Origin of the sequence: Haloferax mucosum ATCC BAA-1512 (genome assembly GCF_000337815.1) — an archaeon.
Taxonomy (GTDB): domain Archaea; phylum Halobacteriota; class Halobacteria; order Halobacteriales; family Haloferacaceae; genus Haloferax; species Haloferax mucosum.
On sequence record NZ_AOLN01000010.1, the window covers coordinates 31,653 to 53,993 of the forward strand.

Here is a 22,341-nt window from a genome sequence, read left to right on the forward strand (position 1 = left end):
ACTCACTACTGACGGTCCCGTTGTCAATCGTGGCGTCCACCAGCCGCCTGCGAGCCATGTAGACGAGAACACCACCCAGACACGAAGCCGCCATTCCCAACACAAACCCAGCAGTTCCGATGAGATGAGCAGTCGTCTCGGCTTGGAGAGTCGAAATAGAAAAGCCGAGATAGAGAACCACATCGATAAAATACGCAAATATCGGGAGGACACCAATCGCGGGGATAAGAATCGCCAGCCACGTTGAATTAAACCACGCTACGATTCCCCCATGACCCGTAACCCACCACGCAACGACGGCCGTAAGGAGTCCTCCAGTTGCTCCGAGGAGACCGAGAGCAAGTTGGTCGCTTCCCAACGAGAACCACTGTATTCCGACGAGTAGGAGCGCTGGCGAGACCAACGTCGCGGTGTAAAGGCCAGCCACGACTCCGAAGCGAGTATCTAATCGGCGTGGTGTCTGAAGAGTTGCTCCACCGGGGTGCACGTTCATATGTCTATCTACGGGTTTAGATATAATATAATATAATATAATATAATATGATATGATATGATATGATATTAACTGTAGTGTGCTCTCGGAGAAAACAGATATAGATGGATGATTCTGCTGTCGGCGGGCAACGAACACCCCGCCTCGGGAGTTACACGGGATTGTCCACCTCCCACTCCTCCAACGAGTACTCGTGAACACACAGCGCTGAGCGTCACACTCGCGGACCAGTATGATAACTCACCACATGCGGTGCGGACGTGGTAATGGCACCCGAAAAACAGTCGTTCTGAGACAGACGAGTGGGGTCTATCCTATACATTCACCCTTCTGACAACAATTAATGTCAACTGTGTTGATTTTTGAAGTGGTGGGCCTCGCGTAGAGTGGTTGGACGGCATCGAGGAGGAGGCGGAACGGGCCTCACAGAAAGAGAGATATCGAGAATGAATCCGAACACAAACGAACCAGAAGAGATCCGAGGCGAACCAGAACTCGTCATGGTCGCCAAGCCCGACGTCAAGTTACGGGCTCGACCGGAGGGGTTGACATCGGCCGCAAACGCCGATATTAGCCCGTTATCCGACGTCCTCGACGAGGAAGGTGCGACTATCGAACCGCTCTTTGGAGCGACCGAAGAGCGGTTGCGTGCCGACGTCGAATCCGTCGCGTCCCAGTCGGACACGGACGTACCGGACCTGTCGTTGTATTACGCCGTTCACACGGATGCAGAACGAATGGAGTCGATGGCCGAGCGGTTGAACGAACTCGATGCGGTCGAATCCGCCTACGTGAAACCACCGGCCGAACCAGCGGACGCGGTCGGAGAAATCGAAGTCGGCGAACTCAACGCGATGACGCCGACAGACGACGCGCCGCCCGTGAATACGCCAAACTTCGTATCCCGGCAGGGATTCCTCGACGCCGCTCCAGAAGGCGTTGACGCCCACTACGCGTGGAATTTTGCTGGCGGTAGGGGCGACGGCGTCGAGGTAATCGACTTAGAGTGGGGATGGAATTTCAGTCACGAAGACCATCAACACAACCAAGGCGGCGTCGTTGGCGGCACCAACTCGTCCAACGACAACCACGGAACTGCCGTCATCGGGGAAATCGGCGGTGACGAAAACGACTACGGAGTCACCGGCATCGCGGCCGACGCGAATATCAGTGCCGTCGCCTTCTCGATGCCCACAGCACGGGCGATTCGATTGGCGGCGGACCGGTTGGCTCGTGGCGACATCATGTTGCTGGAGATTCATCGACCGGGACCGCGCAACGACTTCGAGAGTCGTGCGGACCAAGACGGCTATATCGCCATCGAATGGTGGCCTGACGACTGGGCGGCCATCCGATATGCCGTCGCAAAAGGCGTCCTCGTCGTCGAAGCCGCAGGGAACGGCGACGAGAATCTCGACGATTCGATTTACGACACCAAACCGTCGTGGTTCCCCGCTGACTGGGAGAATCCGTTCCGGCGAGGAGACCGAGATTCGGGTGCAATTGTCGTCGGAGCGGGCGCGCCGCCGCCGGGAACGCACGGGAGCAACTGGGGACCAGACCGGTCGCGCCTCGGCTTCTCGAACTACGGGCGCATCATCGACGCCCAAGGGTGGGGTCGAGAGGTGACCACCACGGGATACGGCGACCTCCAAGGCGGTTCGGACAAACGCGAGTGGTACACCGACAGGTTCAGCGGAACGTCGAGTGCATCACCCATCGTCGTCGGTGCCCTCGCCTGTGTCCAAGGAATCCTTCGACGGGACAGACAGCCCCAGCTGAGTCCACTGCGAGCGCGGGAACTGCTCCGTTCGACGGGGTCGCCCCAACAGGACGCTCCCGGACGACCGAGCTCTCAGCGTATCGGGAACCGACCGAACCTCCGGGAACTGGTACCACGCGCGCGAGAGACGCAAAGTTGGACCGGTGTCCAGTTCCGTGGGACTATCCCCGCAAACAGCACGCGTCGCTGGTTCACGTGGGGCTGGCCAGCACAGTGGCACGTCCTGTGGAGTGTCGTTCCGACGACACCCGGCAGTGGCGGTCCACAACTCAGCTGGAACGTCGAGGTCGAACGAGCCACCCACGAGAATATCACGTACTGGATTAGCATCACGAACAAGACGGGGTCGACGATCGAGGCGGAAGCCCGCTACGCCGTCCTTGGAGAGTCGTAACGGATGAACGAGTGCACGAACGCGAGCAGTGACGCCGAGCAGAGAGACACGGAGACACAACCATGACAACAGGAGTTCAATTCCGCGGCACCGTCCCGGCAAACAGCAGTCGGCGCTGGTTCACGTGGGGCTGGCCCGAAGACTGGCACGTCACGTGGTACGTCGTGCCGACCACACCAGAACAGGGCGGCCCGCAGATCGACTGGGACGTAGAAGTAGAACGCGCATCGAGTGACGACGTCACGTACTGGCTCTCGATTCAAAACACCACCAACGAGAGCGTCCAAGTCGAAGCCAGATACGCGGTGTTGAACTAGGTGAATAGAGATGCGAATCATAATCGAAGTTGACGACGAAGACCGAAAAGCGACGACAGCTGAGGTTCACGAATCGGCCGGCGTGACGACACGCGAAGGCGCGGGCAACACGAACAGAGGCGGCCCGGCACCCTCAGCAGGCACATCGAGCCAACGGTCAGCACCGGGAGAACCACAACGGCAGTCAGACCAAGCCATCGATGGAGGAGGTGCTCCCCAGTCGCTTACGGCATCGCCAGCCAAAGACAGGAGCGGCACCGTCACGCGCCAAGCGACCGAGGCCGGTGCGGCACCGGTCTCGAAGTCGGAGTCAACGAGAGACCCCTCGATAAACGGTGGGCCGTCTACTCGGGGTGAAAGCCACCCACGAGCGTCAGAACAGCCACCAAAGACGGTGAGTAGTGCCGGCTCTCCACCGATTTCGACACACCGGTCGGAGACCGTTTCCGGGGCTGAGATGGACTACGAAGCCATCGTCTCGGGAACCGTCGAAGAAGTCAAAGACCGCGTCAAGCAGGGACACCTCGACATAACGAGGCTCATCGAAGCCGAGCGGGCCGGAAGCGACCGGAACACGCTCATCGAGTGGTTAGAAGGGCGGCAATCGTAGCTGTCGAGCACGGTTACAACCAAGTACTACGTTATTTCGACACGAGTTCACGTGTAGTCCGCTAGGGGCGATCGGACAGTCTACGGAACGTTGGACACCAGCGGAACGCGGTTAACAGACAGAAGCGAATCGAGGCAGGAACGTTCGACGCAAGTGCCTGCGAAAATACTGTAAACGAACGTTCAATTTCCGACGTCAATCACAACATCTATCCTAAAACTGTTCAGTTGTCCCTCCATGGACCGAGCCGTACTTCTACTCTGTTTCCTCGTTTTATTCGCTGGCTGTGTGGGACAAGGGTCTCCATCGACTCCCAATTCGACCGCCGCCGCGACGCCGGAATCCGTCACGACACAGGCACCGACACCGACTATGACACCGACACCGACACCGCCCGAAAACCCATTCGGGACCGAACAGATTCGTGTCGGCTACGCCGTGGCCGAGGACGCCAAGAACCGGTCGTACGAACGGGCGGTCGTGGGCGCACTCGATTTCTGGAACAATCGGACAGCGGGTTCGTACGATGCGAACTACACGTTCGTCAGCGACCCCGACGAGGCACAGATTCTGATTCGGTTCGTCGATACCATCACCTACTGTAACGGCTACGACAATTTGACGGTCGGGTGCGCACCGATTCTCACGAAATCTGACACGGCCGTGTCGCCGGAGACCGTCACTATCGAAGACGACTACGCGGTTTCGAGTACTCGGGAGATTATCATCCACGAATTAGGACACACCCGAGGGCTCGACCACGAGAATCACTCCGAAATCCCGGCCATGAACGCGACAGTTGATACGTTACTCATCCCGGAGCAGGACCTCGAAAACCGGTCGTACGGGTGGAATACGACCGACTTCCGTGTCTACTTCGATACGGCTGGCTCAGTTTCCAGCACGGAGGAGTCTGACTACCGCCGGGAAATTCGGGAGGGCTGGAAGTACTGGAGCACCGAAACCGACCACCTCGAAGCACAACCCGCTTTCAGATTCGTCGATAGCAAACAGGAGGCGAACATCGTCGTCAAAATCGACGGTCACGAAGGGGTTCGCTGGGAGTCGTGGGCGCTCAACACAGACAGCGACGACAGTCTCGAAGTGTACGAAAACGTCACTCTCTACGTCGGCGAACGCAACCCGGAGTACATAGACTATAACACCGCCCTCGCTTTGGGATACCTTCTTTTAAACCCGGAGAACGAGACGCAACTCCCGGAGCCATTCGACGGTGACGACGAATTCGGGAAGGCGGAACGCTGGTCGGACTAACCCACTGTTTCGTCGCACTAATTCCAAATATGGTGCACGACTGTTGGGCGGTTAACTCGGACTCGCGCGGGGAAGAACTCACGGCGTTCCTCCAGAATATCACGCTTTTCGGTGCCGCAATCGCGTTCTTCAAGCAGGCTGGCAAGGACTCCTAAACGGTTTTTCGACTTCGCTTCGGCTCGTTCCGGTTTCGAGAACCGACAGGGAAAGCGGCCAAAAGGGGTATCTGTAGTATTTGACGACGGCGATGAACAGCGTGACAGTGGCGAACGAGAGGAGAAGCGTAATTACGGGAGTCAAGAACCCCAGAAGCTATCTAACAGATCGCCCACAGGACAAGCGCAGCGAACAACAGACCGAGAACTGGGAGTGGTTCGTCAAGGTCGTCGATGAGAGAACGCACAAGTCGTTCTACGTATTTATTCATCACTACCGATATTTTCTCCCGGAGAGTAAAATTCCAGCGAACGTGTAGATGCGCCTACCTAACGGGTGTTCTAAAGCCAGCGTGTCGAACTCGTAGGATACCGACAACGCCGGAAAATGCCAGCCGGGTGTGACTGGCGTTAGCTTCGAATTGCTTCGACAGGTCGCTTGTTAGCCGCTTTCCACGCCGGGTAGATTCCGCTGAGCACGCTTGCGAACGCGCCGAAACAGAACCCGACGATGAGATAGCGAGCACTCGCCCACCGGAAGACGAGAAGCGGGTCGCTGTAAAGCGTATCGTACAGGAGCGCGCCGATTCCCGCCGAGAGGACTGCACCGACTGCCCCGCCGATGACACCCAACAGCGTCGCTTCCGCGAGAATCATCCGGAGGACGTCCTTGCGTCGGACGCCGACCGCTCGGAGTACACCAATCTCGCTCCGGCGCTCGATGGTGCTCATCAGCATGACGTTGAGAATGCTGACGCCGGCGACGACGAGCGATATCGAACCGATGCCGAGGAGGACTAAGTTCAGCGTGCTGAAAAGCGAGCCAACTCGCTGGTTGAGTCCCCCGTACGACGAGGTTCGGACGACCTCCCCTTCGGTGTTGAAGTGGTCTTTCGTCGCGTTAGCGAGGTACTGGGCGGCGTCGCCGTCTTCGGCGATAATCATCACCGACGAGTAACCCTGTTTCGAGAGCGCCGGCGGCGAGACGACGACGCGACTGTCGCGGTAGCCGATACCGCCGTCCGAGATAATCGCGCGCACTTTGTACGACTGGTCGCCGACGATTATCAGGTCACCAATCGTGACGTTCAGATACGCCGCCGTTTCGTTGTTGATCAGGACGCCAGTCCGAAACGGCTGTGGTATCGTTCCTTTGTGCGCGCTGTACAACTCGCGTGGCTTCGTCACCTGATCGACGCTCGCATACGACTCTCCAGTGTGTGACGAAATCGTAACTCGGCCCTGCTTGACGGGTATCACCGTCGCGTTCGAGGCGACGCCTCTGATAGATTGGACCTGTGATTCCGTCAGATACCGCTGTTCGGCGTCTTCACCGGGCATGACCGTCGCTTGATTCGTGATATCGCTGAACTGCTGGGCGGTACCGTAGCGGAGTGCGGACCCGGTGATTCCGAGTCCGGCGATGGCGATAACGCCGATGACGATGCCGAGCGCCGCCAGTATCGTTCGAAGCCTGTTTCGCCATAGGTTTCGCCAAGCCATGACGAGACTCGGTAGTCTGCGACTGGCATCCATTCAGATCACCGTCTCACTCCATCGACTAGTTCGACCGTCCGGTCGGCGTAGTCGGTCAGTTGCGTATCGTGTGTGACTGCCGCGATTGCGACGTTCTCCTCGTTTTTGATCCGCGTCAACTCGTCGAGAATCGTCGCACCGGTATCTTGGTCGAGGTTTCCTGTCGGCTCGTCGGCGAGGATGATATGCGGTTCGTTGACGAGCGCGCGAGCGATGGCCACGCGCTGTTTCTGGCCGCCAGAGAGCTGATTCGGCTTGTGCGTGAGTCGGTCACCGAGACCGACGCGACGAAGGAGGTCTTCGGCGCGGTCTTTCCGGTCAACGGTCGAATCCCACATCGAAGGCACTTGGACGTTTTCGACCGCGGTGAAGATGGGCAAGAGGTGATACGCTTGGAAGACGAACCCGATGCTCTCGCGGCGATGTTCGGTGAGTCCGTCGGTCCCGAGGTCCGTCACGTCCCGTCCGTCAAGGGTAACCGTCCCCTCGGTGGGCGTGTCGAGCAGGCCGATGACGTTCAATAGCGTGCTCTTTCCGGACCCCGAAGGGCCGACGATAGCGACCATCTCCCCGCGGTTGACGGTGAAATCGACATCGTCCAAGGCGGCGATTTCCTCGTCACCGTTGGTGTAGCGTTTCACCACGCCGTCGAGTTCGATGACGCTCATCGTCGTTTCCAGAGAGTGTAGACACCACCGACGAGACCAACGACGACGAGCAGAGGAACGACGATGCCGCCGAAGTTGAAAGAGCCGCCGGAAGACGAGGTATCACGAACTTGAGACGGGCGCTCCGGAGGCTCTCTGTCCATCTGTGGAGCCGGTCGTGAGGGGCCCTGGGCCGAACTGAGGTTGACCCGGACGGTCTCTGTCTTCTGTTCGCCATCGACGAGATATCTGACGCGGATGGGAATCTCGGTCGCATTGCTCTCCGTTCGGGCGATTAGTTCGAACGTGTCGAACTTGCTGTCGTTGACCGCGCCGACGAAGTACTCGCCAGAGGCACCCATCGGACTCACGGACTTCGTGTCCTTGACTCGTAGCAGGACTGACTTGACGTTCGAGCCACCGACGTTCGCGGCGTCACCTTGGACGGTGACGATACCAGAACCGGACGCTTCGACGCCGACGAGTCTGATTTTCCCGTCGATTCGGTTTCCGGTGCCTGCCGATTCGTTGACGACATCGAACGTCGTCTCGTCAGTGACCGTCTTGATGGTACCTCCGCTCGTCTTGTAGGTCACGTTCGCAGAGAGCGTCTGCGCTCCGGGGTCGTCGAACGTCACGTTATATCGGAATGAGCGGTCCACACCCGGTTCGATAGAACCAGTGATGCGTTTGGGGTCCGTTGCCGAGCCGTTCCCCGAGAGTTGCACCTCAACAGACGAGATCGGCTTAGCGTCGCCGTTGGCGACTGTGACGTTGACTGGAGTTTCAGACTCGGCGGCCGACTCAGACGCTTGCACCGAGACCAACACCGGTTCGTGGTCTGTGACCGTCACTAACACCGGGTACTCGAAATGCCGGTGGCCGCCGTTGCGCGTTTTGACGACGGCGTGAACCCGGAGATAATGGCTCCCCGTTTCGTCGAGGGAAAGCGAGACGGGGACAGAAATCGTATTGCCCGGCGCGATAGAACCGACATTCTCGACGCGGCCGTGCTCGTCGGTACCGCCGGGACCGCGAACGTACACGTCAGTCAGTTCAACTGCCTGCCCGCTACTGCCCATATTCGAGATGTTCGCCGTCACGGTGAAATCCTGTCCCGGTGACGGACTCGTCGGTGCGGTCCGAACACCCGAGATCGAAACGCTCGTTTGGTCTGCCGACGCAACATCGACACCGGCGAGACCAGCATTCAACGCGACTGCGCAGAGAACGACGAGAGACAACAGTCGAACGCGTTTCATGCGTGAACACTCCTAACAACGCGACACGGTGAAACAGTACATTCGCACGAAGCAAGGCGCGCCCGTCGAATCAGGCGTCGCTCGGAGGGTCTTTCGGGACATTTATCCCACATTACTCGCAGATAACATATCTCGTATTATGAATTTTCTGATGTGCGTGCGATGACATCAGTTGGTCGGGACCGACATCGCTCGTGTCTCGGCGATAGCTCCGTTTCCGTCTCCGCCTCTGCCTCCGTTCCATCCGTATCTGTATGGCTCGACCGTCCAAGTCTGGAACACACGATTCGAAAGCGGGTAGCCGACGTAACCACACTAACATCGACGTTACCTGATTGTCTCACCGGCCGCGAGGAATTAACGAGTTCGTAACCGAACTACCTAACATAGTTTAACTATGGCCTCTGACCAATCCACACTATCCGACCCGACGATTACCGCGACGCCCCCGGAGAGCGCGTTCCGCGTGACCGGGACGACCCACATCTCGATTATCGGAAGCAACGCGCAGACGAACGCCGAGTCCTATACAGACACCCAGCCGGCTATTTGCGCGTCCAACGACAGGTGGCTCGTGAGGATGCACGTTCTTCCCGCATCGTGATCATGTCAAACAGACGGTGGCGTAGGACTACTCCTGAGTTGGGGGTTCGACGGGTGTGTGACCCGTCACATCCCGCTGTTTATCACCGGAAGGCAGCCTTTGCGGTGTTCAAAAGCACATCCGGCTCGTACTGGTGGGTACTTACCGGAGGCACCTCTTTTTCAACGTCGAGGAACTCGTAGACGGCAAGCATCGCCGACCGGACCGAATACTCGACAGTAAACACGACATCGTCGGGGATTTCGGCGAACTGACCGAGGAACGCCAGATTATTCGACCCTGTCGGAACGACATCTGGACGGTCTCCGGGTGTCCGCGGCATGAACTGGCTGGTGATAAAGGGCATCATGCAGGAGATACAAGTCGAAGTTTCGCGGAGGTCATCGACGTGTTCGGTGTAATCGAGATGATAGCAAAGTTCTTCGAGGAGTTCCTCACCCGTGCAGTCTTCCATCTTCTTCTCGACGTAGTTCCCCTTCTCCTCAGGGAAGAGACCGTAGCCCCAGACGACTTTCACGTCGTCCGGCTGGTTCTCGAAATGAGGCTGGGCGGCAGTGACGATGGACATGAGCCAGTTCGACTCGGTAAACGTCACGAGAGCGTTGCCGGGTTCTTCGCGCGTGACCTCGACGATATGTTCAAGGAAGTCTGGTTCGCGGAGCGTGAGCGTGAACGACTCCCATTTCGACTCAGGAACGTGGTCAGCAAACGCGCTGGGTGTCCCGAGTTCAGGGTAGTCCTCAGTGAGTGATCTCCACAACTCGAAGGACGTCCCTCTGGACTTGAGGTCGGGAGCTTCCGTCATCGACCCGAGACTCAGGCCGTCGGTCATCGAACCGTTCGTGACGAAGACGAGATCATCGGAATTGACAGGAATCTCTTTCGCCGTGCTGTCGGCACCTTCGTAGTGAATCGTCTCGACAGTCTTCCCCGAGCGCGATGGGACGACATCGAGGTCAGTCACAGTGTGGTTAGTGCGGAAATCGACGCCGTGGTTGTCGAGCCACTGTCGAAGCGGGCGGACGATAGAGTCGTACTGGTTGTATTTCGTACGTGCGACACCGCTGAGCGTGTGCAGACGTGGGAATTCCTGCGTGAAACGCTGCATGTATCGGCGCATCTCCGCAACACTATGCCACGGTTGGAAGGCGAACGTCGTCGCCCACAGATACCAGAAGTTCGTGTCGAAAAACGAGTCGGAGAACCATTCTTCGATTCGAGTGTCGCCAAGTGTCGCCTCAGGCGTAAGCAAGAGGCGAATCATCGAAAGGCGGTGTTGGGTCTCGAAGCCGTAAGAGGAAACATCGAGTATCTCTTGGTCTGACCCCACGAGTCGCGTCTCAGCGTACGTGCTGTACCGTTCGTTGAACTCGTCCATTTCGGCTTTAATACTGGTTTCGGGGTCTTCGAGCGAGGGAATCGAATCGAGGAGATTCCACGTGCACTCGTAGGTCGGGAAGTTAAACATGCGGCCGCCGGGAAGGACGTATCCCTCCTCGGGGACACCTCGACCGTCGAGTGCACCGCCGAACACCTCCCGCTTTTCGAGGATATGGACGTTCTCGCCAAGCATCCCAGTGTCCCGGACCAGGAATGCGGCCCCGGCAAGTGAAGCGATACCGCCCCCAACGAAGTAGGCCTCTCGCTCCGCAACAGCCGTCTTCTGTGTGTCGGTATCACTCATAAGCTCGTCCTCCCGTTCGAGTCGAGCGTATCCCATCTGTGCACCACATTCGAACGCCGAAAGTCGATAGTAGGTTGTATTATTTCTCTCATAGTGTCTTCTCAGTTGAACATCGAAACCAAGAAGAGATAAACACGGTGCGCGTTCTCAGTTTATGAGGAAGGATATTGGGTCGTCGAAGAACGTCGGGTTCACGAAAACTCGTCGAACGGCTCGGCTGAGTCGAACACCGGGAGGCGACGAAAACGGTGCGCCGATTCTATCGACGCACTGCCGAACGACAGGTGTGCTACCAATGTTCTTACGCTTCCCGCGCGTACATCGACGCGGAGATGAGTGAAGACGACCCCTTCGAAGACCTCGATATCCCCGACGACCCGCTCGACGACCTCGACCGTGCCACACAGCAGCTCACGGTACGGACCGAAAAGCGACGATACGGAAAACACATGGTACTCATCGACGGGTTCCGAGGAGACACCGACCTCGGCTCTCTCGGGAGCGACCTCAAATCGGCGCTCGGCACCGGTGGAACAGTCAAAGACGAGCATATCGAGATTCAAGGAGATCACGAACAGCGAGTTCGGGAACTCCTCCGCGAGCGTGGGTTCGAGATCGAATGATAACCGAGACGACCGCGTTCTGAGTAGGTAGCGAACCGATCGACAAGCCCGTCTTCGTATCCGCCCGCGTCCCTGATTTTATTAGCAGACGGACCGGTAGTTGAGCTGATTGGAACGATGGATAAATCGGGACGGCCGTCAACGACTGACCGCCTCCGGACCCAAATCGAGGCGGGCGAGTACGAACATATCACGGCGTCGCTCGAACGACTCGAAGGAGCCGAGGGACGGGCGAAACAAGAGGCACTTCGGCAACTCCGCGCCGTTGGAAACGAGAAACTACGTGCGATTTCCGAGCACTCGCCAGCGTTGACGCCGTTTTTAGTCGATGACGAGCGACCGGTGAGATTGGCGACCGCGAAACTATTCGTTGCCCTCGCGGAAGTGAGAGCCGAGCGTCTCGACGCGGTCGTCCCCGCGCTGGCAGACCGATTGGCCGACGAAGAGGAATTTTACTACGTTCGCGCCCGCTCTGCCGAGGCCCTCGGGTATATCGCTCGTGCCCATCCCGAGATGGTCGCCTCTCCCGAGACGCTGGCTGACCTCCGCGTCGGGCTGTCGTTCGACGAACCCGAAGTCAAAGAGAAACTGGCGAAGGCGCTGGAATACGTCGCCGGCGGCGACCCACGCCGACTTCGACACCACGTACCGACGCTCGGAGACCACCTCAGCGACGAGAACGAACTCGTTCGCTATCACCTTGCGACGGCGCTGGTTATAGTCGGCTGTGAGTATCCCGAGCGGCTCGCTGCTGTGACGGACGCGCTCGGTGCACGACTAGTGGACGAGAACGCGTTCATCCGCGGGCGAGCGGCGGAAGCCCTCGGCGTATTCGCTCGGAGAGCGTGCGAAGCGTGCGACGAGCGCGCACTTCCAACGGCAACACTCGGAGAGATGGCGACGGACGACGAAGAAGAGTCGTTTGCCGCCAATCGAGCGCGGTTTGCGCGTGAAGCGGTCGATGCAACGGGAAAACCGGCGTCATCGGACGAAATCGGGAGCGTATCGGGTGTTCGAGCGACGACCAGCGAGGCGGTCGATGAGATTACGGCACCCGAAACCGACGGCGAGTGTCCGCTTTGTGGGTTCGAACTGCCGAGAGACGGGCCGAAGATGTGCCCGCAGTGTGGTGCTCCGTACTGAACGAACGGAGCATATGCGACTGGCTACACGCCCGCTCGTACGATGGCGTTCGGTCGAGTGTACACTAACCTAGAGCGACGATACCAAGTCAAGAACAGGTCGCCGACACGACGCGGGGGTTCTGCGACGTCTCGAAACCGACCGGCTAACCGGCTGACCAGCCGACGGACGGCTAGCCGACCGACCAACTAGTAGCGGACGGGTGTTCGACGTCGATGCCGTGAAAAATAACGAAGCCGGAGTCGAACGGGCTTATCCCAGCCCGAGAACGGACTGCACGCAAAGCGCACGCTTCGTGGGTATCTGGCTTCGTCTCAGGTGCCTCACCACCGACGGGGACGTGGGCAAACTCGCTGTCGTACTACGCCTTGTTACCGGAGTCGTTTTTGATCGGGGCTGGCATTTCAGAATCAATTGATATTAACAAACATATTAGCTCTTTATGTCTTATTCAAGACATGATTTGTTTATAATGTGCATGTCAAACTCACCTCCGATTTCGAATAGGTACGGTCCCACCTTATTCGAGTAAGAGCACGCAGGGAAGCGCGTCGGGGTCGCGTAAACGAAGGAGGTGTAAGCGGGACCGGAGACCATCGAAGAACGTTGGGTTCACGAACTCGGCCACGAGCGCGTCGTCGTTGAGGTGCTCACCCATGGCGAGTCGAGCGAGTGCCATCCCCGTCCGGCCGTGACACATGCCATCTCCCAAGACGGTATCCAGGTACGTGAGTCGTCTAAGTGGTTCGCTCGTGTCGTTTAGCGGTGGCTGTGTTCCATACTGGACCCTATCTCACTCGGGACGGCGGTTCGCCATCCGCACCCACCCGTATATGAGTAGAACCGCGACCGAGAGAGCACCCCAAGTGACGAGGTCAGACTCGCTCACCGGCTCGCCGTTGACGACCACGTCCCAAGCGACAAGCCCGAACCCGAGGAAGCAGACCGTGCCGACGAGAATATCGTCCCGTCGAGGAGAGAGATGATTCGGAAGTCCCTTCCAGAGGATGTATCCGCTGAACATGACCGCACCCACGATGGCCTTGGCTGGCCCAAGCCCGGTATCGGACAGACCCAAGAACACGAAGCCGACAAAAACGAGAACCGAAAGCCCGCCGATGAAACCAACCCGAACGCGCATCGCGGAATCGCTCATACTCGATATTCCGACGGTGCGTTTACATTAACTCTACGCAACGGGGCAACCGACCGGTGTCGGCGAAAAAGACGAGAGTAAAGGCCCCGAGACCACCCATGATGCCACCGAGTCGCCGACGGTTTGTATCGCTCGGGGAGAGCACATACCACGAGTCAACGAGCACGAGCGCAATCGTGAACGCGTACACCAGAAATATCGAGGGGTAGATCATGAAGTACGCATCGCCGAAGTAGTGACTCGTCACCGCCGTGAGCAGGAACGCCAGAGTGAGTCCGATAGCGTATCGGAAGACGCCGTTCATGTCCAGAGAACTGACCGAGGGGTGAAAATAGTATATTTTTGAGATTGAATGAGATTCTATACGGGTCCCCACCTATATTCTGATTTATGGTGAACGATTGGCTTCAGCAATTTTCTGAGCCAGAAAAATACGAACCCTCACTATATCCCCCCACAACAGAGGATAGGTCGTATGTCGAATACCCCTGCAATACAGTTCGACGACGTCACCAAGCAGTTTGGTGACGTCACGGCCCTCCACGGCCTCGACCTCACGGTCGAACAAGGCGAGATATACGGTTTCCTCGGTCCCAACGGGGCCGGCAAGTCTACGGCGATTAATATTCTTCTCGACTTCCTCCCCCCGACGGCGGGAGATGTAACGGTACTCGGCCACGACGCGCAAGCCGAGTCGGCGACGATTCGAGAACACATCGGCGTCCTCCCAGACGCGTTCCGCCCCTACGAACGCCTGACCGGGAGACAACATCTCGACTTCGCAATCGAATCGAAGAACGCCGACGACGACCCCGAAGAACTCCTCGACCGAGTCGGTATTCTCGGTGCGGCGGACAGAAAAGCCGGTGGCTACTCGAAGGGGATGACACAGCGACTCGTCCTTGCGATGGCGCTCGTCGGGAATCCCGAATTGATCATCCTCGACGAACCGTCTACCGGACTCGACCCCAACGGTGCGCTGGAGATGCGCGAGATAATTCTCGAAGAGAACCGCCGTGGGGCGACGATTTTCTTTTCGAGCCACATCCTCGAACAAGTCGAGGCCATCTGCGACCGTGTCGGAATCCTCCGAGACGGCAGACTCGTCGCCGAAAACTCGATTAGCGACCTCCAAGCGCAGACCAACTCCGAGTCGGTCCTGACGGTAGCCGTTTCGGCGGTCACAGACGAGAGCGTCGCCGCGGTGCAGTCGGTCGATGGCGTCACGAACGTCCAGACCACCGGAGCCGACGAACTCGTCGTCAAATTGGACGCCAACTCGAAGTTCTCCGTCCTCGAAGCAATCGACGCGACCGGCGTCGAAGTCCGCGACTTCGACACGGACGAAGAGTCGCTCGAAGACCTGTTCAGCGCGTACACGAACGGAAAGGTGACCGCGGAATGAGCGTCGTTACAATCGCAAAAAAGGACGTACAGGACGCGATTCGGTCGTGGCGACTGCTCGGTCTGGTAGCCGCGTTCGTCGTCTTCTTCGTCGGACTGTCCGCGCTCTTCACCAAAGTTGGGACGTTCTTGGGCGGTGAGTTAGGAGCGGCGGCGTTCACGGCCGCAATCGTGTCGCCAATCGGCTTCCTGCTTCCCGTCATCGGGATGTTCATCGGCTACCGGTCGGTCGTCGGCGAACGGTCGAGCGGGAGTATCAAGCTCTTGTTGTCACTGCCACACACGCGTTCCGACGTCGTGCTGGGCAAATTCCTCGGCCGAACGGCAATCGTCTCGGTCGCCACTGTCGTCGGTGCGCTTGCCGGCGGCATCACGATGTTCGCTCTCGGTGGGTCGTTTGCACCGATGGACTACGTCGGAGTGTTGCTCCTCGCGCTCGTGTTGGGTGCGACCTTCGTCAGCGTGAGCATCGGGCTGTCGTCCAGCATCAACTCCGAGAGTATCGTCGTCGGTATCGGCTTCAGTCTCGTAGTCTTGTTCACCTTGGTCTGGGGGATGTTCACCTTCGGCCTGAGTATCGTGCTCGCCAGATACGACGTCGGTACCGAAGCCCTTCGAGACCAACTCGTGGGATTCATCGGTGCCGTCAACCCGAAAAGCGCGTTTTCGACGCTGACATCGACGATTCTTGGCTCCGGCGGCGCGCCCACTTCGGTGTGGTCTGAATGGTGGTTCGCCGCGCTGGTGCTCCTCTGTTGGCTCGTGTTGCCGCTGGCGTTCGGTCTCTGGCGGTTCGAGCGGACGGAACTCTCGTAAAACACCACCACTATTTTATCGGTGACTGAAACCACCGGACACACCCTGTGGACGACGACGTGCCAAGCCCAGTTCGGGAGTCACACATCCCAATAGAGGAACCCGGCAATAGCCACGAGGCAACCAATGAATAAGGCGACGAGTTCAATATCTACGGCACCGCCCTCTATGAGAGCGACGACTCCGAGACAGCCGGAGGCATAGGCGGCGAGCACAAGTCCCTCCTGTACGGTAGTGAGGTAGTCTTCCGTGATACGGACGAGGCCCCACCCACCGGCGACAACTGCAAATCCGACTCCTTCGAGCGGTCCCCAGCCCCCGTCAGTGAATCCGACGACGGTGAAAAACACGATACAGAGGGCAATCACAGAAACACCAATCCACCGCTGTCGTCGAGTCAGCTGTGCTGTCATCCCGTGTGGATGTCGCGGTGCCAAGTTGTAAATGGAGTGACTTGGCGGAGCCGAGTTCGGACACAATCCGGCAACACTTGCAGTCGTCTGCGAGTTTCACACAGCCACGTAAATCGGAGAACTCACAGCCAGAGCCTCGACGAGTGTCAAACCCGGGTCCGACAAGGCCGTTTATCGAGAGATGGTTGGAGTCGAGAGCGGTTCCGGACACACGCAGTGCGTACAAAGGCGTCGTAGTCGGTTACAAATACGTACGAGACGGGAGGCGCTTTGAAGTCCACGCTATTACCGGGGGTATGTACTCGACACTCAGTTCGGTTTGGAGGCAGTATCGGTCGGTCCAGTTGATTTACCGGATCGCATTCGCGTTCGTCCTTGGGTCTCTCGCCGGTATCGTATTCGGCGAGGAGATGCGCGTTCTCGCTCCGCTCGGGGACGTGTTCCTCCGCCTTCTCAACATGCTCGTCGTCCCGATCATCATCGTCACGCTGTTGACCGGGATTCGACAACTCTCACCCGCCCGCCTCGGTCGCATCGGCGGCACGACCGTCGGCTTGTATGCGGTTACGACGACGATAGCCGGTCTCATCGGTCTCCTCGTCGCAAACGTGCTCCAACCCGGCCGCGGAGTGGCGTTCACGGGCGGTGAAGCGAAATCACAGGTCCCACCCTCGCTCACCGAAGTCCTCCTCGGTATCATTCCGAGTAATCCGATTGCCGCCATGGCCGACGGGAACCTCTTGGCGACGGTCTTTTTCGTCATCGTATTTGGAATCGCGCTCACGTACGTTCGCGCCCGAAACGACTCTCTCGCCGACCGCGTCGATTCGGTGTTCGAGGCGTTCGAAGTCGGAACGGAGGCGATGTTCGTTATCGTCCGAGGCGTCCTCGAATACGGCGTCGTCGGCGTCTTCGCACTCATGGCTTCCGGCATCGGGACCGAAGGTGTCGGCGTGTTCTCGTCGCTCGGCGAACTCGTCTTCGGCGTCGCCGTCGCGGTCGTTCTCCACGTCGTCGTCACCTACCTGTTCGGTCTCATGACACTCGTCGTGGGCGTGTCTCCGTGGTCGTTTCTCGCCGGGGCGAAAGACGCGATGGTGACCGCGTTCGCCACGCGCTCGTCGAGTGGGACCCTCCCCGTGACGATGACGAACGCGGAAGACGACCTCCGCATCGACGAGCGCGTCTACTCGTTTGTCCTCCCAGTCGGAGCCACCGCAAATATGGACGGTGCGGCGATTCGACAGGCGTTGACTGTCGTCTTCGCCGCGAACGTCGTCGGGCAACCGCTCGTCTTTTCGGAGCAAGTGATAGTCCTGCTCGTCGCCGTCCTCATCAGCATCGGCACCGCCGGCGTTCCCGGTGCCGGACTCGTCATGCTTACCGTCGTCCTCAATCAGGTCGGCCTTCCGCTGACGGTCGTCGGGTTCGTCGCCGGCGTAGACCCGATTCTCGGGCGCATCGCAACCATGAGCAACGTCACTGGTGACCTCGCGGTCGCAACAGTCGTCGGCAAGTGGAACGACGCTGTCGAGTTCGGAGACGGCGTCTGGGCCGAACCCGCGTCCGGTGTCGGTGCGCTTACTCCCAGTGACGACTGACTAGCTTCGTTCGCGGGACGTAGACGTTTTTTCGTTCGGGTCTGAGTACGGGTTCGGGTTCAGATTCGGACGGCGCTGTAGTTTTCGGCAGGCAGATACGAAGTGAAACCAGACAGAGTCCGTTGGCCCGACTTCAGGCTTCGGCGTCGGGGAGTTGGTGCTCAAAGAGGCGTTCACCGGAGTCTTCGCAAGTGACAGCGATAACCTTGTGCGAACTACAGCAGGACTCGACGGTTTCTTCGCCCATCTGGATGTCGCCACCCGTCGTTGGACACGTTTCGAGGAACATCCGAAGACCGTTGAGAATTGGCCCCTTCTCTTCGGGGTCGTAGGCGTCCCATCCCACCACGTCCGACTGGAGCACGCGACTGGCGGCAATGTCGGCGATAAGCGCGGCACGAGAGGGCCACTGACCAAGCCACGTCGAGTCGGCCTGCAGAATTTGTGCGTCGTCGCGGGCGACGAGTTCGAGGTCCTGGCCGTCGTCGGTCGAGATGCCGAACGCCTCCGCGACCATCTCGGCCGTAATCTCCGAATCGACGAGCGGGTCGGTCTCGGCCGCCCACGCCGACTCGAACTCGTCGGTCAAACAGAGGTCGTCTGCGTCCTCGCACGGTTCGAGGATGCCCTGTTCGACGAAAAACACCTCCAGTTCGTCGCCTGCGGCGACGCCCTCGTCGGACGTGTCGGCGACGTCGTCGGATGCGTCCGCATCGCCGGTCTCGTCTGTGTCGTCGGCGAGCGACCCATTTTCTGCCGCTTCGTCGGCTCCCGACGAGACGGCGTGGGTGCTCGAATCCGCGGTCTCCGAAGCGGGTGTGGTCGGTGCGCCGCCGCCGAAGCCGGATGCAAGCTCCGGTTCTGGGTCCTTGCCGAACCACGTGAGAACTTCTGGCGGAAGGTACCGCTTCGTCAGCGTCGGCGTTCCGGGCACGAGATAACCACGGAGATAGATGAGAGCGATAGAGACACCGAACGCGACGGCACCGGCGAGTTTCGATTTCCGCGCGACGGCAGAGCCGAGCACCGCCGCGATAAACAGGTTCAGCAACGTACACGGCTCACACCGATTTTTACCAGTGTATTCCGGCTGGTGGAGCGTGTCAACCACATCGATTTTCATGTAGCTCCGATAAAGAGTCAATCTGTTATCTATTTTTTGCAACGCGGCGAGGAAGAAACGTACTCCGAGAGAGATACGAGTCGAAGCGCGCTCACCAACCCTGTCGCAGGAGGAAGATAGCATTCACGAACAGAACAAGCAGTACGCTCCACGAATACGCAGGGTGCCAAATGAACGCGGCGCACACCGGGAGTATCCCCAGGAAGACTCCGGTGACGGCGCACCGTCCCCACACCCAATCAGTCGAGTCTCCTTCTGGCGCTCCGTCAATCGAGACATCGTGACGCTTGAGGACCCTCCGAAACTCCCAGTCTTTGTCCGGTGGAATGAGAAACGCAGTCGGCTTGGTGCTGAACGCTCTCGGGTGGTGTAATCGGACCATCGTATGGCCGGCAAACGACAAAAATCGAGCGGCCTCGACGTCTTCGAGCAAGATTGTCGTCTGCTCGCCGCCGCGGAAGAGACTGGGGTTTCCCAAGTGGTAGGTGGTTTCGAGTTCGCCGGTCTCCCGGCCGAATTCGATTGTCGTATGTATGAATCGTTCCGACATCTGTGAGAGAAACAATATCATCACAGCGGCGTACATGCTGTAGAAATAGTTGGTTTCGTCGCCGACGACCACTGCGACGACGAGCAAAACAAGTGGGACGACAGTCAGTGCAGACCACCACAACGAACGGCTGAAGTCAGCAACGTTGAACAGGTGTCGGAGTGGAAGCCCTCGAAATCCACGCAACTGCGTCGTCCACGTCACAGTCGTCTGCTCGTCACCGATTTTTTCGTGCGAATCCATCTGCTTTTGTGTGAATGGCAACCGAGGCCGAAAATAGGGGTGTCGGTTCACTATGCGAGAGGGTCCACTATGCAAGGGAGGACGCTTCCAGCATGGGGGCGCGTTCTCGCTGGGAGACCGCTCCGCCGGGAGCGACGACAACCGGCCTATTCCGACGAGGACTGCGGCGCGTCGATAGTCGGGCTATCGATTGCCCAGAACCCATCGGCGCTGGAAGCGGTCAGCCGCCACGCGACTGTCATGGTGCTTGCCTCGGCCGGAACCGACACGTCGAGGCTCTCGGTGCGGCTCGACGTATCGTCATCAGAGCCGTCGTACCGGAGTCGTTCGGTCTGTGAACCGCCATCGAACGAAACGAACACCTGTGCAATCTGCCCACCGGTGCCGCGGTAGTGAGACCGGAATTCGACGGAGACGGTCTCACGACCGGAGACGTCGAACGCCGAAGATTCGAGGGTCGTCTGGAACTCGAAGCCGTCGTCGATAGGGTTCCCACCGCTGTTCCATTTTTCCGGGTCGGCGACGGCAACCACGTCCCTCGCTCGAACGAAATTCTGCCGGCCGTCCAGGTTGCGACGCGCCCAGAACTCGTCCGAGACGAACGACCAACCGCGGTACTCCGTGGTTCCGCGCTCCGCCATCTGCGAGGCGAAACCGACGCTCCATCCAGTCGGTGGCGTGCGCGTCCATCCAAGGACCGACGAGTCGATATCGACTGTTTCAGCCGGCTTGAGCTGGTTTTTCAGGTCGTCGAAGGGGTCGTTGGAGGGCGTCCCCAAGACGATGCCGTCGAGGTCCCACCCCGGGGCGGGGGTGACGCCAACGTGGTCGAGCGCTGTGTGCGCGATATCGACGGCTTCGGGTTGTCTCTCCGGGGTCTGTCCCGAGATACTGTCACCGATAGCGTACACAAACGACGTTCGCTCTTGGATGGTGTTACCGCCGTGGCCGAAGCCTTCGAACCCGTGGTCGGTGGTGACGACGACGAGCCAGTCCTCTTCGCTCCGGGTCTCACGCGCCTCGATTGCGTCCAAGAGCGTTCCGAGCCACGCGTCGCTCTGTTCGATTGCCTCAATATAATCGTCGGAGCCGACGCTCTTCGTGTGTCCAACCATATCAACCAACACCCAGTAGACGAAGAGCGCGTCTGGGTTCTGATTTCGAAGGCGGTCACGGGCGGTGGCGACGATTCGTTCACCACTGTCCCACCAACTCAGCGACGATTCGACCGGGGCTTTCACGTCGATTGCGTCGGAAAACGTCCCTTGCTCGCTCAGCGGGTCCCAGTCCATAATCGCAAACGTGCTCAGGTCAGGGTTTTCCCGCTCCATCAGCGTGAGGAAGTCCGGGTAGGTGTCGTACTGCTTGCCCTCGAAACTATTGTCGGTGACGCCGTGTTTGTCAGGCCAGACGCCCGTCGCAATCGTGGACCAGCCGGGACCGCTCGACGAGTCGGCGAGAGGCGGCCCGTACAGTTGCGACGGACCACCGATACCGTCTTCACGAATCCTGTCGAAGACCGGCGTATTCGCCTGTCGGAGTTTATCCCAGCGAACGCCGTCGAGTCCGAGTACGAGCACCTTCTCGTCGCTCGTCCCGTCCGGCGAGTCCGGTAGCTGAATCGGGTCTGGTCCCGGTTTCGGACCGCCGTCGAAAGGTTCGCTAGCCACTCGAACGACGTCAATCGCCCAGTACCAGTCGTTTCTGGCGTTCGAAAGTCGCCACTCGACGACCATCGTCTGCGCCCCGTCTGGAACGGAAACCTCGACGACCGGGTAGGCATTCCGCACGTCGTCGCCCCCGTTATCAGAGTCAGCCGCACCGTCGTAGTGGAGCACGGTCTGTTCGTCACCCGTATCGAACGAGACCACCACGTCTGCGGTCTGCCCGTCTTCTTGTCGGTAGTGGGACGCGAATCCGAGATAAACAGACGCTTCGTCCGGTAGGTCGATAGACTTCGAGACGAGCGTACTGTCGAACGTGCCCTCACTGGCAGGAGAGTCCGTATCGTCCCACTCGTCGGGGTCGGCGACGGCGAAGACGCTGTCGGCGCGCGTGAACTCGCTTCGACCCTGGCCCGCGGCGGCGGTCCAAAACGCATCGGTCGTGAAACTCCAGCCCTGCCACTCGGTCGTTCCCTGTGGCATGTCGGCCGCCAGCTCGACGGACCAGCCTTCCGGCGGTGTGTGGGTCCACCCTCGAACCGAGTCGTCGATGTACTCGTCGGATGCGGGTTTGAGAGCGGACGCGAGTTCGTCGAAAGTCTCTTCGAAGAGATAGCTCCCGGTGTCTTGCGTTTCGGCGGTACTCAAGCCTGTGCTACCGAGCGAGCTAAGCGGGATGCCAGCCGCGAGCGCGGAGAGATACGATCTTCGTCGCATGCGCTTTGGACACTAAAGAGAACCGGGTTAGCACTTGGCTGGGTAATATACGGACCCAAATTGGATAACGAAGAGACATCTAACACGAAAATTCGAGGAACATAGTATCAGCAATGATACGTATTTCA

22 protein-coding genes are annotated in these 22,341 nt (G+C 58.9%); 11 read left to right on the plus strand and 11 right to left on the minus strand.

The features are described from left to right. Positions 1-939 precede the first annotated feature (939 nt). The 5 genes from C440_RS05870 (at position 940) to C440_RS17035 (ending at position 5,027) form a co-directional block, all read left to right on the plus strand. Positions 940-2,670 carry a S8 family peptidase gene (locus C440_RS05870; protein ID WP_008319231.1) on the plus strand — a complete coding sequence of 577 codons (1,731 nt, stop codon included), beginning with the start codon at positions 940-942 and terminating at the stop codon, positions 2,668-2,670. 62 nt (positions 2,671-2,732) lie between these two features. Continuing rightward, positions 2,733-2,987, plus strand: a complete 255-nt coding sequence (locus C440_RS05875; protein ID WP_008319234.1) for a hypothetical protein — start codon at positions 2,733-2,735, stop codon at positions 2,985-2,987. 10 nt (positions 2,988-2,997) lie between these two features. Beyond that, positions 2,998-3,597, plus strand: a complete 600-nt coding sequence (locus C440_RS17675; RefSeq protein WP_152417839.1) for a hypothetical protein — start codon at positions 2,998-3,000, stop codon at positions 3,595-3,597. Positions 3,598-3,834: 237 nt separating this feature from the next. Beyond that, on the plus strand, positions 3,835-4,872 hold the full coding sequence (locus tag C440_RS05880) for a zinc metalloprotease (RefSeq protein ID WP_241432001.1): 1,038 nt from the start codon (positions 3,835-3,837) through the stop codon (positions 4,870-4,872). Between the two features lie 29 nt (positions 4,873-4,901). Further along, entirely contained in the window at positions 4,902-5,027 is a 126-nt protein-coding gene (locus C440_RS17035; protein WP_008319240.1) for a hypothetical protein, read from the plus strand. A 411-nt stretch (positions 5,028-5,438) separates the two neighbouring features. Here C440_RS17035 and C440_RS05890 read toward each other — a convergent pair whose 3' ends face one another. The 3 genes from C440_RS05890 to C440_RS05900 are packed head-to-tail and all read right to left on the minus strand — an operon-like array spanning position 5,439 to position 8,472. Continuing rightward, on the minus strand, positions 5,439-6,530 hold the full coding sequence (locus tag C440_RS05890) for an ABC transporter permease (RefSeq protein WP_008319244.1): 1,092 nt from the start codon (positions 6,528-6,530) through the stop codon (positions 5,439-5,441). 38 nt (positions 6,531-6,568) lie between these two features. Beyond that, positions 6,569-7,231, minus strand: coding sequence for an ABC transporter ATP-binding protein (locus tag C440_RS05895; protein ID WP_008319246.1), 663 nt, complete (start codon positions 7,229-7,231; stop codon positions 6,569-6,571). Beyond that, positions 7,228-8,472, minus strand: a complete 1,245-nt coding sequence (locus tag C440_RS05900) for a CARDB domain-containing protein (RefSeq protein ID WP_008319248.1) — start codon at positions 8,470-8,472, stop codon at positions 7,228-7,230. The genes C440_RS05895 and C440_RS05900 overlap by 4 nt, the downstream gene beginning before the upstream one ends. 397 nt (positions 8,473-8,869) lie before the next feature. On the opposite strand from C440_RS05900, the gene C440_RS17895 reads away from it, so the two are divergent. Continuing rightward, the gene (locus C440_RS17895) at positions 8,870-9,076 is read left to right on the plus strand and encodes a hypothetical protein (protein WP_008319250.1); all 207 of its coding nucleotides are present in this window, start codon (positions 8,870-8,872) and stop codon (positions 9,074-9,076) included. 82 nt (positions 9,077-9,158) lie between these two features. On the opposite strand, the gene C440_RS05910 is transcribed toward C440_RS17895, so the two are convergent. Continuing rightward, positions 9,159-10,760 (minus strand): oleate hydratase, encoded by a 1,602-nt coding sequence (locus C440_RS05910; RefSeq protein WP_049915490.1) that lies wholly within the window; start codon positions 10,758-10,760, stop codon positions 9,159-9,161. 332 nt (positions 10,761-11,092) lie between these two features. On the opposite strand from C440_RS05910, the gene C440_RS05915 reads away from it, so the two are divergent. Then, entirely contained in the window at positions 11,093-11,383 is a 291-nt protein-coding gene (locus C440_RS05915; protein ID WP_008319253.1) for an SUI1 family translation initiation factor, read from the plus strand. Between the two features lie 117 nt (positions 11,384-11,500). Further along, the gene (locus C440_RS05920) at positions 11,501-12,526 is read left to right on the plus strand and encodes a HEAT repeat domain-containing protein (RefSeq protein WP_008319255.1); all 1,026 of its coding nucleotides are present in this window, start codon (positions 11,501-11,503) and stop codon (positions 12,524-12,526) included. A gap of 520 nt (positions 12,527-13,046) precedes the next feature. Here the strand turns inward: C440_RS05920 and C440_RS17680 are convergent. The 3 genes from C440_RS17680 to C440_RS05930 all read right to left on the minus strand — a co-directional run bounded on the left by C440_RS17680 (position 13,047) and on the right by C440_RS05930 (position 13,986). Beyond that, the gene (locus C440_RS17680) at positions 13,047-13,226 is read right to left on the minus strand and encodes a hypothetical protein (RefSeq protein ID WP_152417840.1); all 180 of its coding nucleotides are present in this window, start codon (positions 13,224-13,226) and stop codon (positions 13,047-13,049) included. A 93-nt stretch (positions 13,227-13,319) separates the two neighbouring features. After that, the gene (locus tag C440_RS05925; protein WP_008319257.1) at positions 13,320-13,682 is read right to left on the minus strand and encodes a hypothetical protein; all 363 of its coding nucleotides are present in this window, start codon (positions 13,680-13,682) and stop codon (positions 13,320-13,322) included. 22 nt (positions 13,683-13,704) lie between these two features. Continuing rightward, the gene (locus C440_RS05930; protein WP_008319258.1) at positions 13,705-13,986 is read right to left on the minus strand and encodes a hypothetical protein; all 282 of its coding nucleotides are present in this window, start codon (positions 13,984-13,986) and stop codon (positions 13,705-13,707) included. A gap of 171 nt (positions 13,987-14,157) precedes the next feature. Here C440_RS05930 and C440_RS05935 point away from each other — a divergent pair, with 171 nt between their 5' ends. After that, positions 14,158-15,087 (plus strand): ABC transporter ATP-binding protein, encoded by a 930-nt coding sequence (locus C440_RS05935; RefSeq protein ID WP_008319259.1) that lies wholly within the window; start codon positions 14,158-14,160, stop codon positions 15,085-15,087. Further along, positions 15,084-15,902 carry an ABC transporter permease subunit gene (locus tag C440_RS05940; RefSeq protein ID WP_008319260.1) on the plus strand — a complete coding sequence of 273 codons (819 nt, stop codon included), beginning with the start codon at positions 15,084-15,086 and terminating at the stop codon, positions 15,900-15,902. Before C440_RS05935 ends, C440_RS05940 begins: the two co-directional genes overlap by 4 nt. A gap of 80 nt (positions 15,903-15,982) precedes the next feature. Here C440_RS05940 and C440_RS05945 read toward each other — a convergent pair whose 3' ends face one another. Further along, positions 15,983-16,270, minus strand: a complete 288-nt coding sequence (locus C440_RS05945) for a hypothetical protein (RefSeq protein WP_008319261.1) — start codon at positions 16,268-16,270, stop codon at positions 15,983-15,985. A 341-nt stretch (positions 16,271-16,611) separates the two neighbouring features. On the opposite strand from C440_RS05945, the gene C440_RS05950 reads away from it, so the two are divergent. Further along, positions 16,612-17,916: a dicarboxylate/amino acid:cation symporter gene (locus C440_RS05950; protein ID WP_008319262.1), complete on the plus strand. Its 1,305-nt coding sequence runs from the start codon at positions 16,612-16,614 to the stop codon at positions 17,914-17,916. 133 nt (positions 17,917-18,049) lie between these two features. Here the strand turns inward: C440_RS05950 and C440_RS05955 are convergent, their stop codons facing one another. The 3 genes from C440_RS05955 to C440_RS05965 all read right to left on the minus strand — a co-directional run bounded on the left by C440_RS05955 (position 18,050) and on the right by C440_RS05965 (position 22,213). Beyond that, positions 18,050-19,039, minus strand: coding sequence for a hypothetical protein (locus C440_RS05955; protein WP_008319263.1), 990 nt, complete (start codon positions 19,037-19,039; stop codon positions 18,050-18,052). A 91-nt stretch (positions 19,040-19,130) separates the two neighbouring features. Continuing rightward, positions 19,131-19,832 carry a hypothetical protein gene (locus C440_RS05960; RefSeq protein WP_008319264.1) on the minus strand — a complete coding sequence of 234 codons (702 nt, stop codon included), beginning with the start codon at positions 19,830-19,832 and terminating at the stop codon, positions 19,131-19,133. A gap of 146 nt (positions 19,833-19,978) precedes the next feature. Continuing rightward, entirely contained in the window at positions 19,979-22,213 is a 2,235-nt protein-coding gene (locus C440_RS05965) for an alkaline phosphatase family protein (RefSeq protein WP_008319265.1), read from the minus strand. Positions 22,214-22,341 lie beyond the last annotated feature (128 nt).

Excerpts from the sequence above, each read along its gene's own strand:
- C440_RS05950 (WP_008319262.1), top strand. The coding sequence starts at position 16,612 with ATGTACTCGACACTCAGTTCGGTTTGGAGGCAGTATCGGTCGGTCCAG.
- C440_RS17895 (WP_008319250.1), top strand. The coding sequence starts at position 8,870 with ATGGCCTCTGACCAATCCACACTATCCGACCCGACGATTACCGCGACG.
- C440_RS05935 (WP_008319259.1), top strand. The coding sequence starts at position 14,158 with ATGTCGAATACCCCTGCAATACAGTTCGACGACGTCACCAAGCAGTTT.
- C440_RS05895 (WP_008319246.1), bottom strand. The coding sequence starts at position 7,231 with ATGAGCGTCATCGAACTCGACGGCGTGGTGAAACGCTACACCAACGGT.
- C440_RS05870 (WP_008319231.1), top strand. The coding sequence starts at position 940 with ATGAATCCGAACACAAACGAACCAGAAGAGATCCGAGGCGAACCAGAA.
- C440_RS05930 (WP_008319258.1), bottom strand. The coding sequence starts at position 13,986 with ATGAACGGCGTCTTCCGATACGCTATCGGACTCACTCTGGCGTTCCTG.
- C440_RS05955 (WP_008319263.1), bottom strand. The coding sequence starts at position 19,039 with ATGAAAATCGATGTGGTTGACACGCTCCACCAGCCGGAATACACTGGT.
- C440_RS05965 (WP_008319265.1), bottom strand. The coding sequence starts at position 22,213 with ATGCGACGAAGATCGTATCTCTCCGCGCTCGCGGCTGGCATCCCGCTT.
- C440_RS05920 (WP_008319255.1), top strand. The coding sequence starts at position 11,501 with ATGGATAAATCGGGACGGCCGTCAACGACTGACCGCCTCCGGACCCAA.
- C440_RS05900 (WP_008319248.1), bottom strand. The coding sequence starts at position 8,472 with ATGAAACGCGTTCGACTGTTGTCTCTCGTCGTTCTCTGCGCAGTCGCG.
- C440_RS05880 (WP_241432001.1), top strand. The coding sequence starts at position 3,835 with ATGGACCGAGCCGTACTTCTACTCTGTTTCCTCGTTTTATTCGCTGGC.
- C440_RS05875 (WP_008319234.1), top strand. The coding sequence starts at position 2,733 with ATGACAACAGGAGTTCAATTCCGCGGCACCGTCCCGGCAAACAGCAGT.
- C440_RS05915 (WP_008319253.1), top strand. The coding sequence starts at position 11,093 with ATGAGTGAAGACGACCCCTTCGAAGACCTCGATATCCCCGACGACCCG.
- C440_RS05960 (WP_008319264.1), bottom strand. The coding sequence starts at position 19,832 with ATGGATTCGCACGAAAAAATCGGTGACGAGCAGACGACTGTGACGTGG.
- C440_RS05890 (WP_008319244.1), bottom strand. The coding sequence starts at position 6,530 with ATGGCTTGGCGAAACCTATGGCGAAACAGGCTTCGAACGATACTGGCG.
- C440_RS05925 (WP_008319257.1), bottom strand. The coding sequence starts at position 13,682 with ATGAGCGATTCCGCGATGCGCGTTCGGGTTGGTTTCATCGGCGGGCTT.
- C440_RS17675 (WP_152417839.1), top strand. The coding sequence starts at position 2,998 with ATGCGAATCATAATCGAAGTTGACGACGAAGACCGAAAAGCGACGACA.
- C440_RS05940 (WP_008319260.1), top strand. The coding sequence starts at position 15,084 with ATGAGCGTCGTTACAATCGCAAAAAAGGACGTACAGGACGCGATTCGG.
- C440_RS17680 (WP_152417840.1), bottom strand. The coding sequence starts at position 13,226 with ATGTGTCACGGCCGGACGGGGATGGCACTCGCTCGACTCGCCATGGGT.
- C440_RS05910 (WP_049915490.1), bottom strand. The coding sequence starts at position 10,760 with ATGAGTGATACCGACACACAGAAGACGGCTGTTGCGGAGCGAGAGGCC.
- C440_RS17035 (WP_008319240.1), top strand. The coding sequence starts at position 4,902 with ATGGTGCACGACTGTTGGGCGGTTAACTCGGACTCGCGCGGGGAAGAA.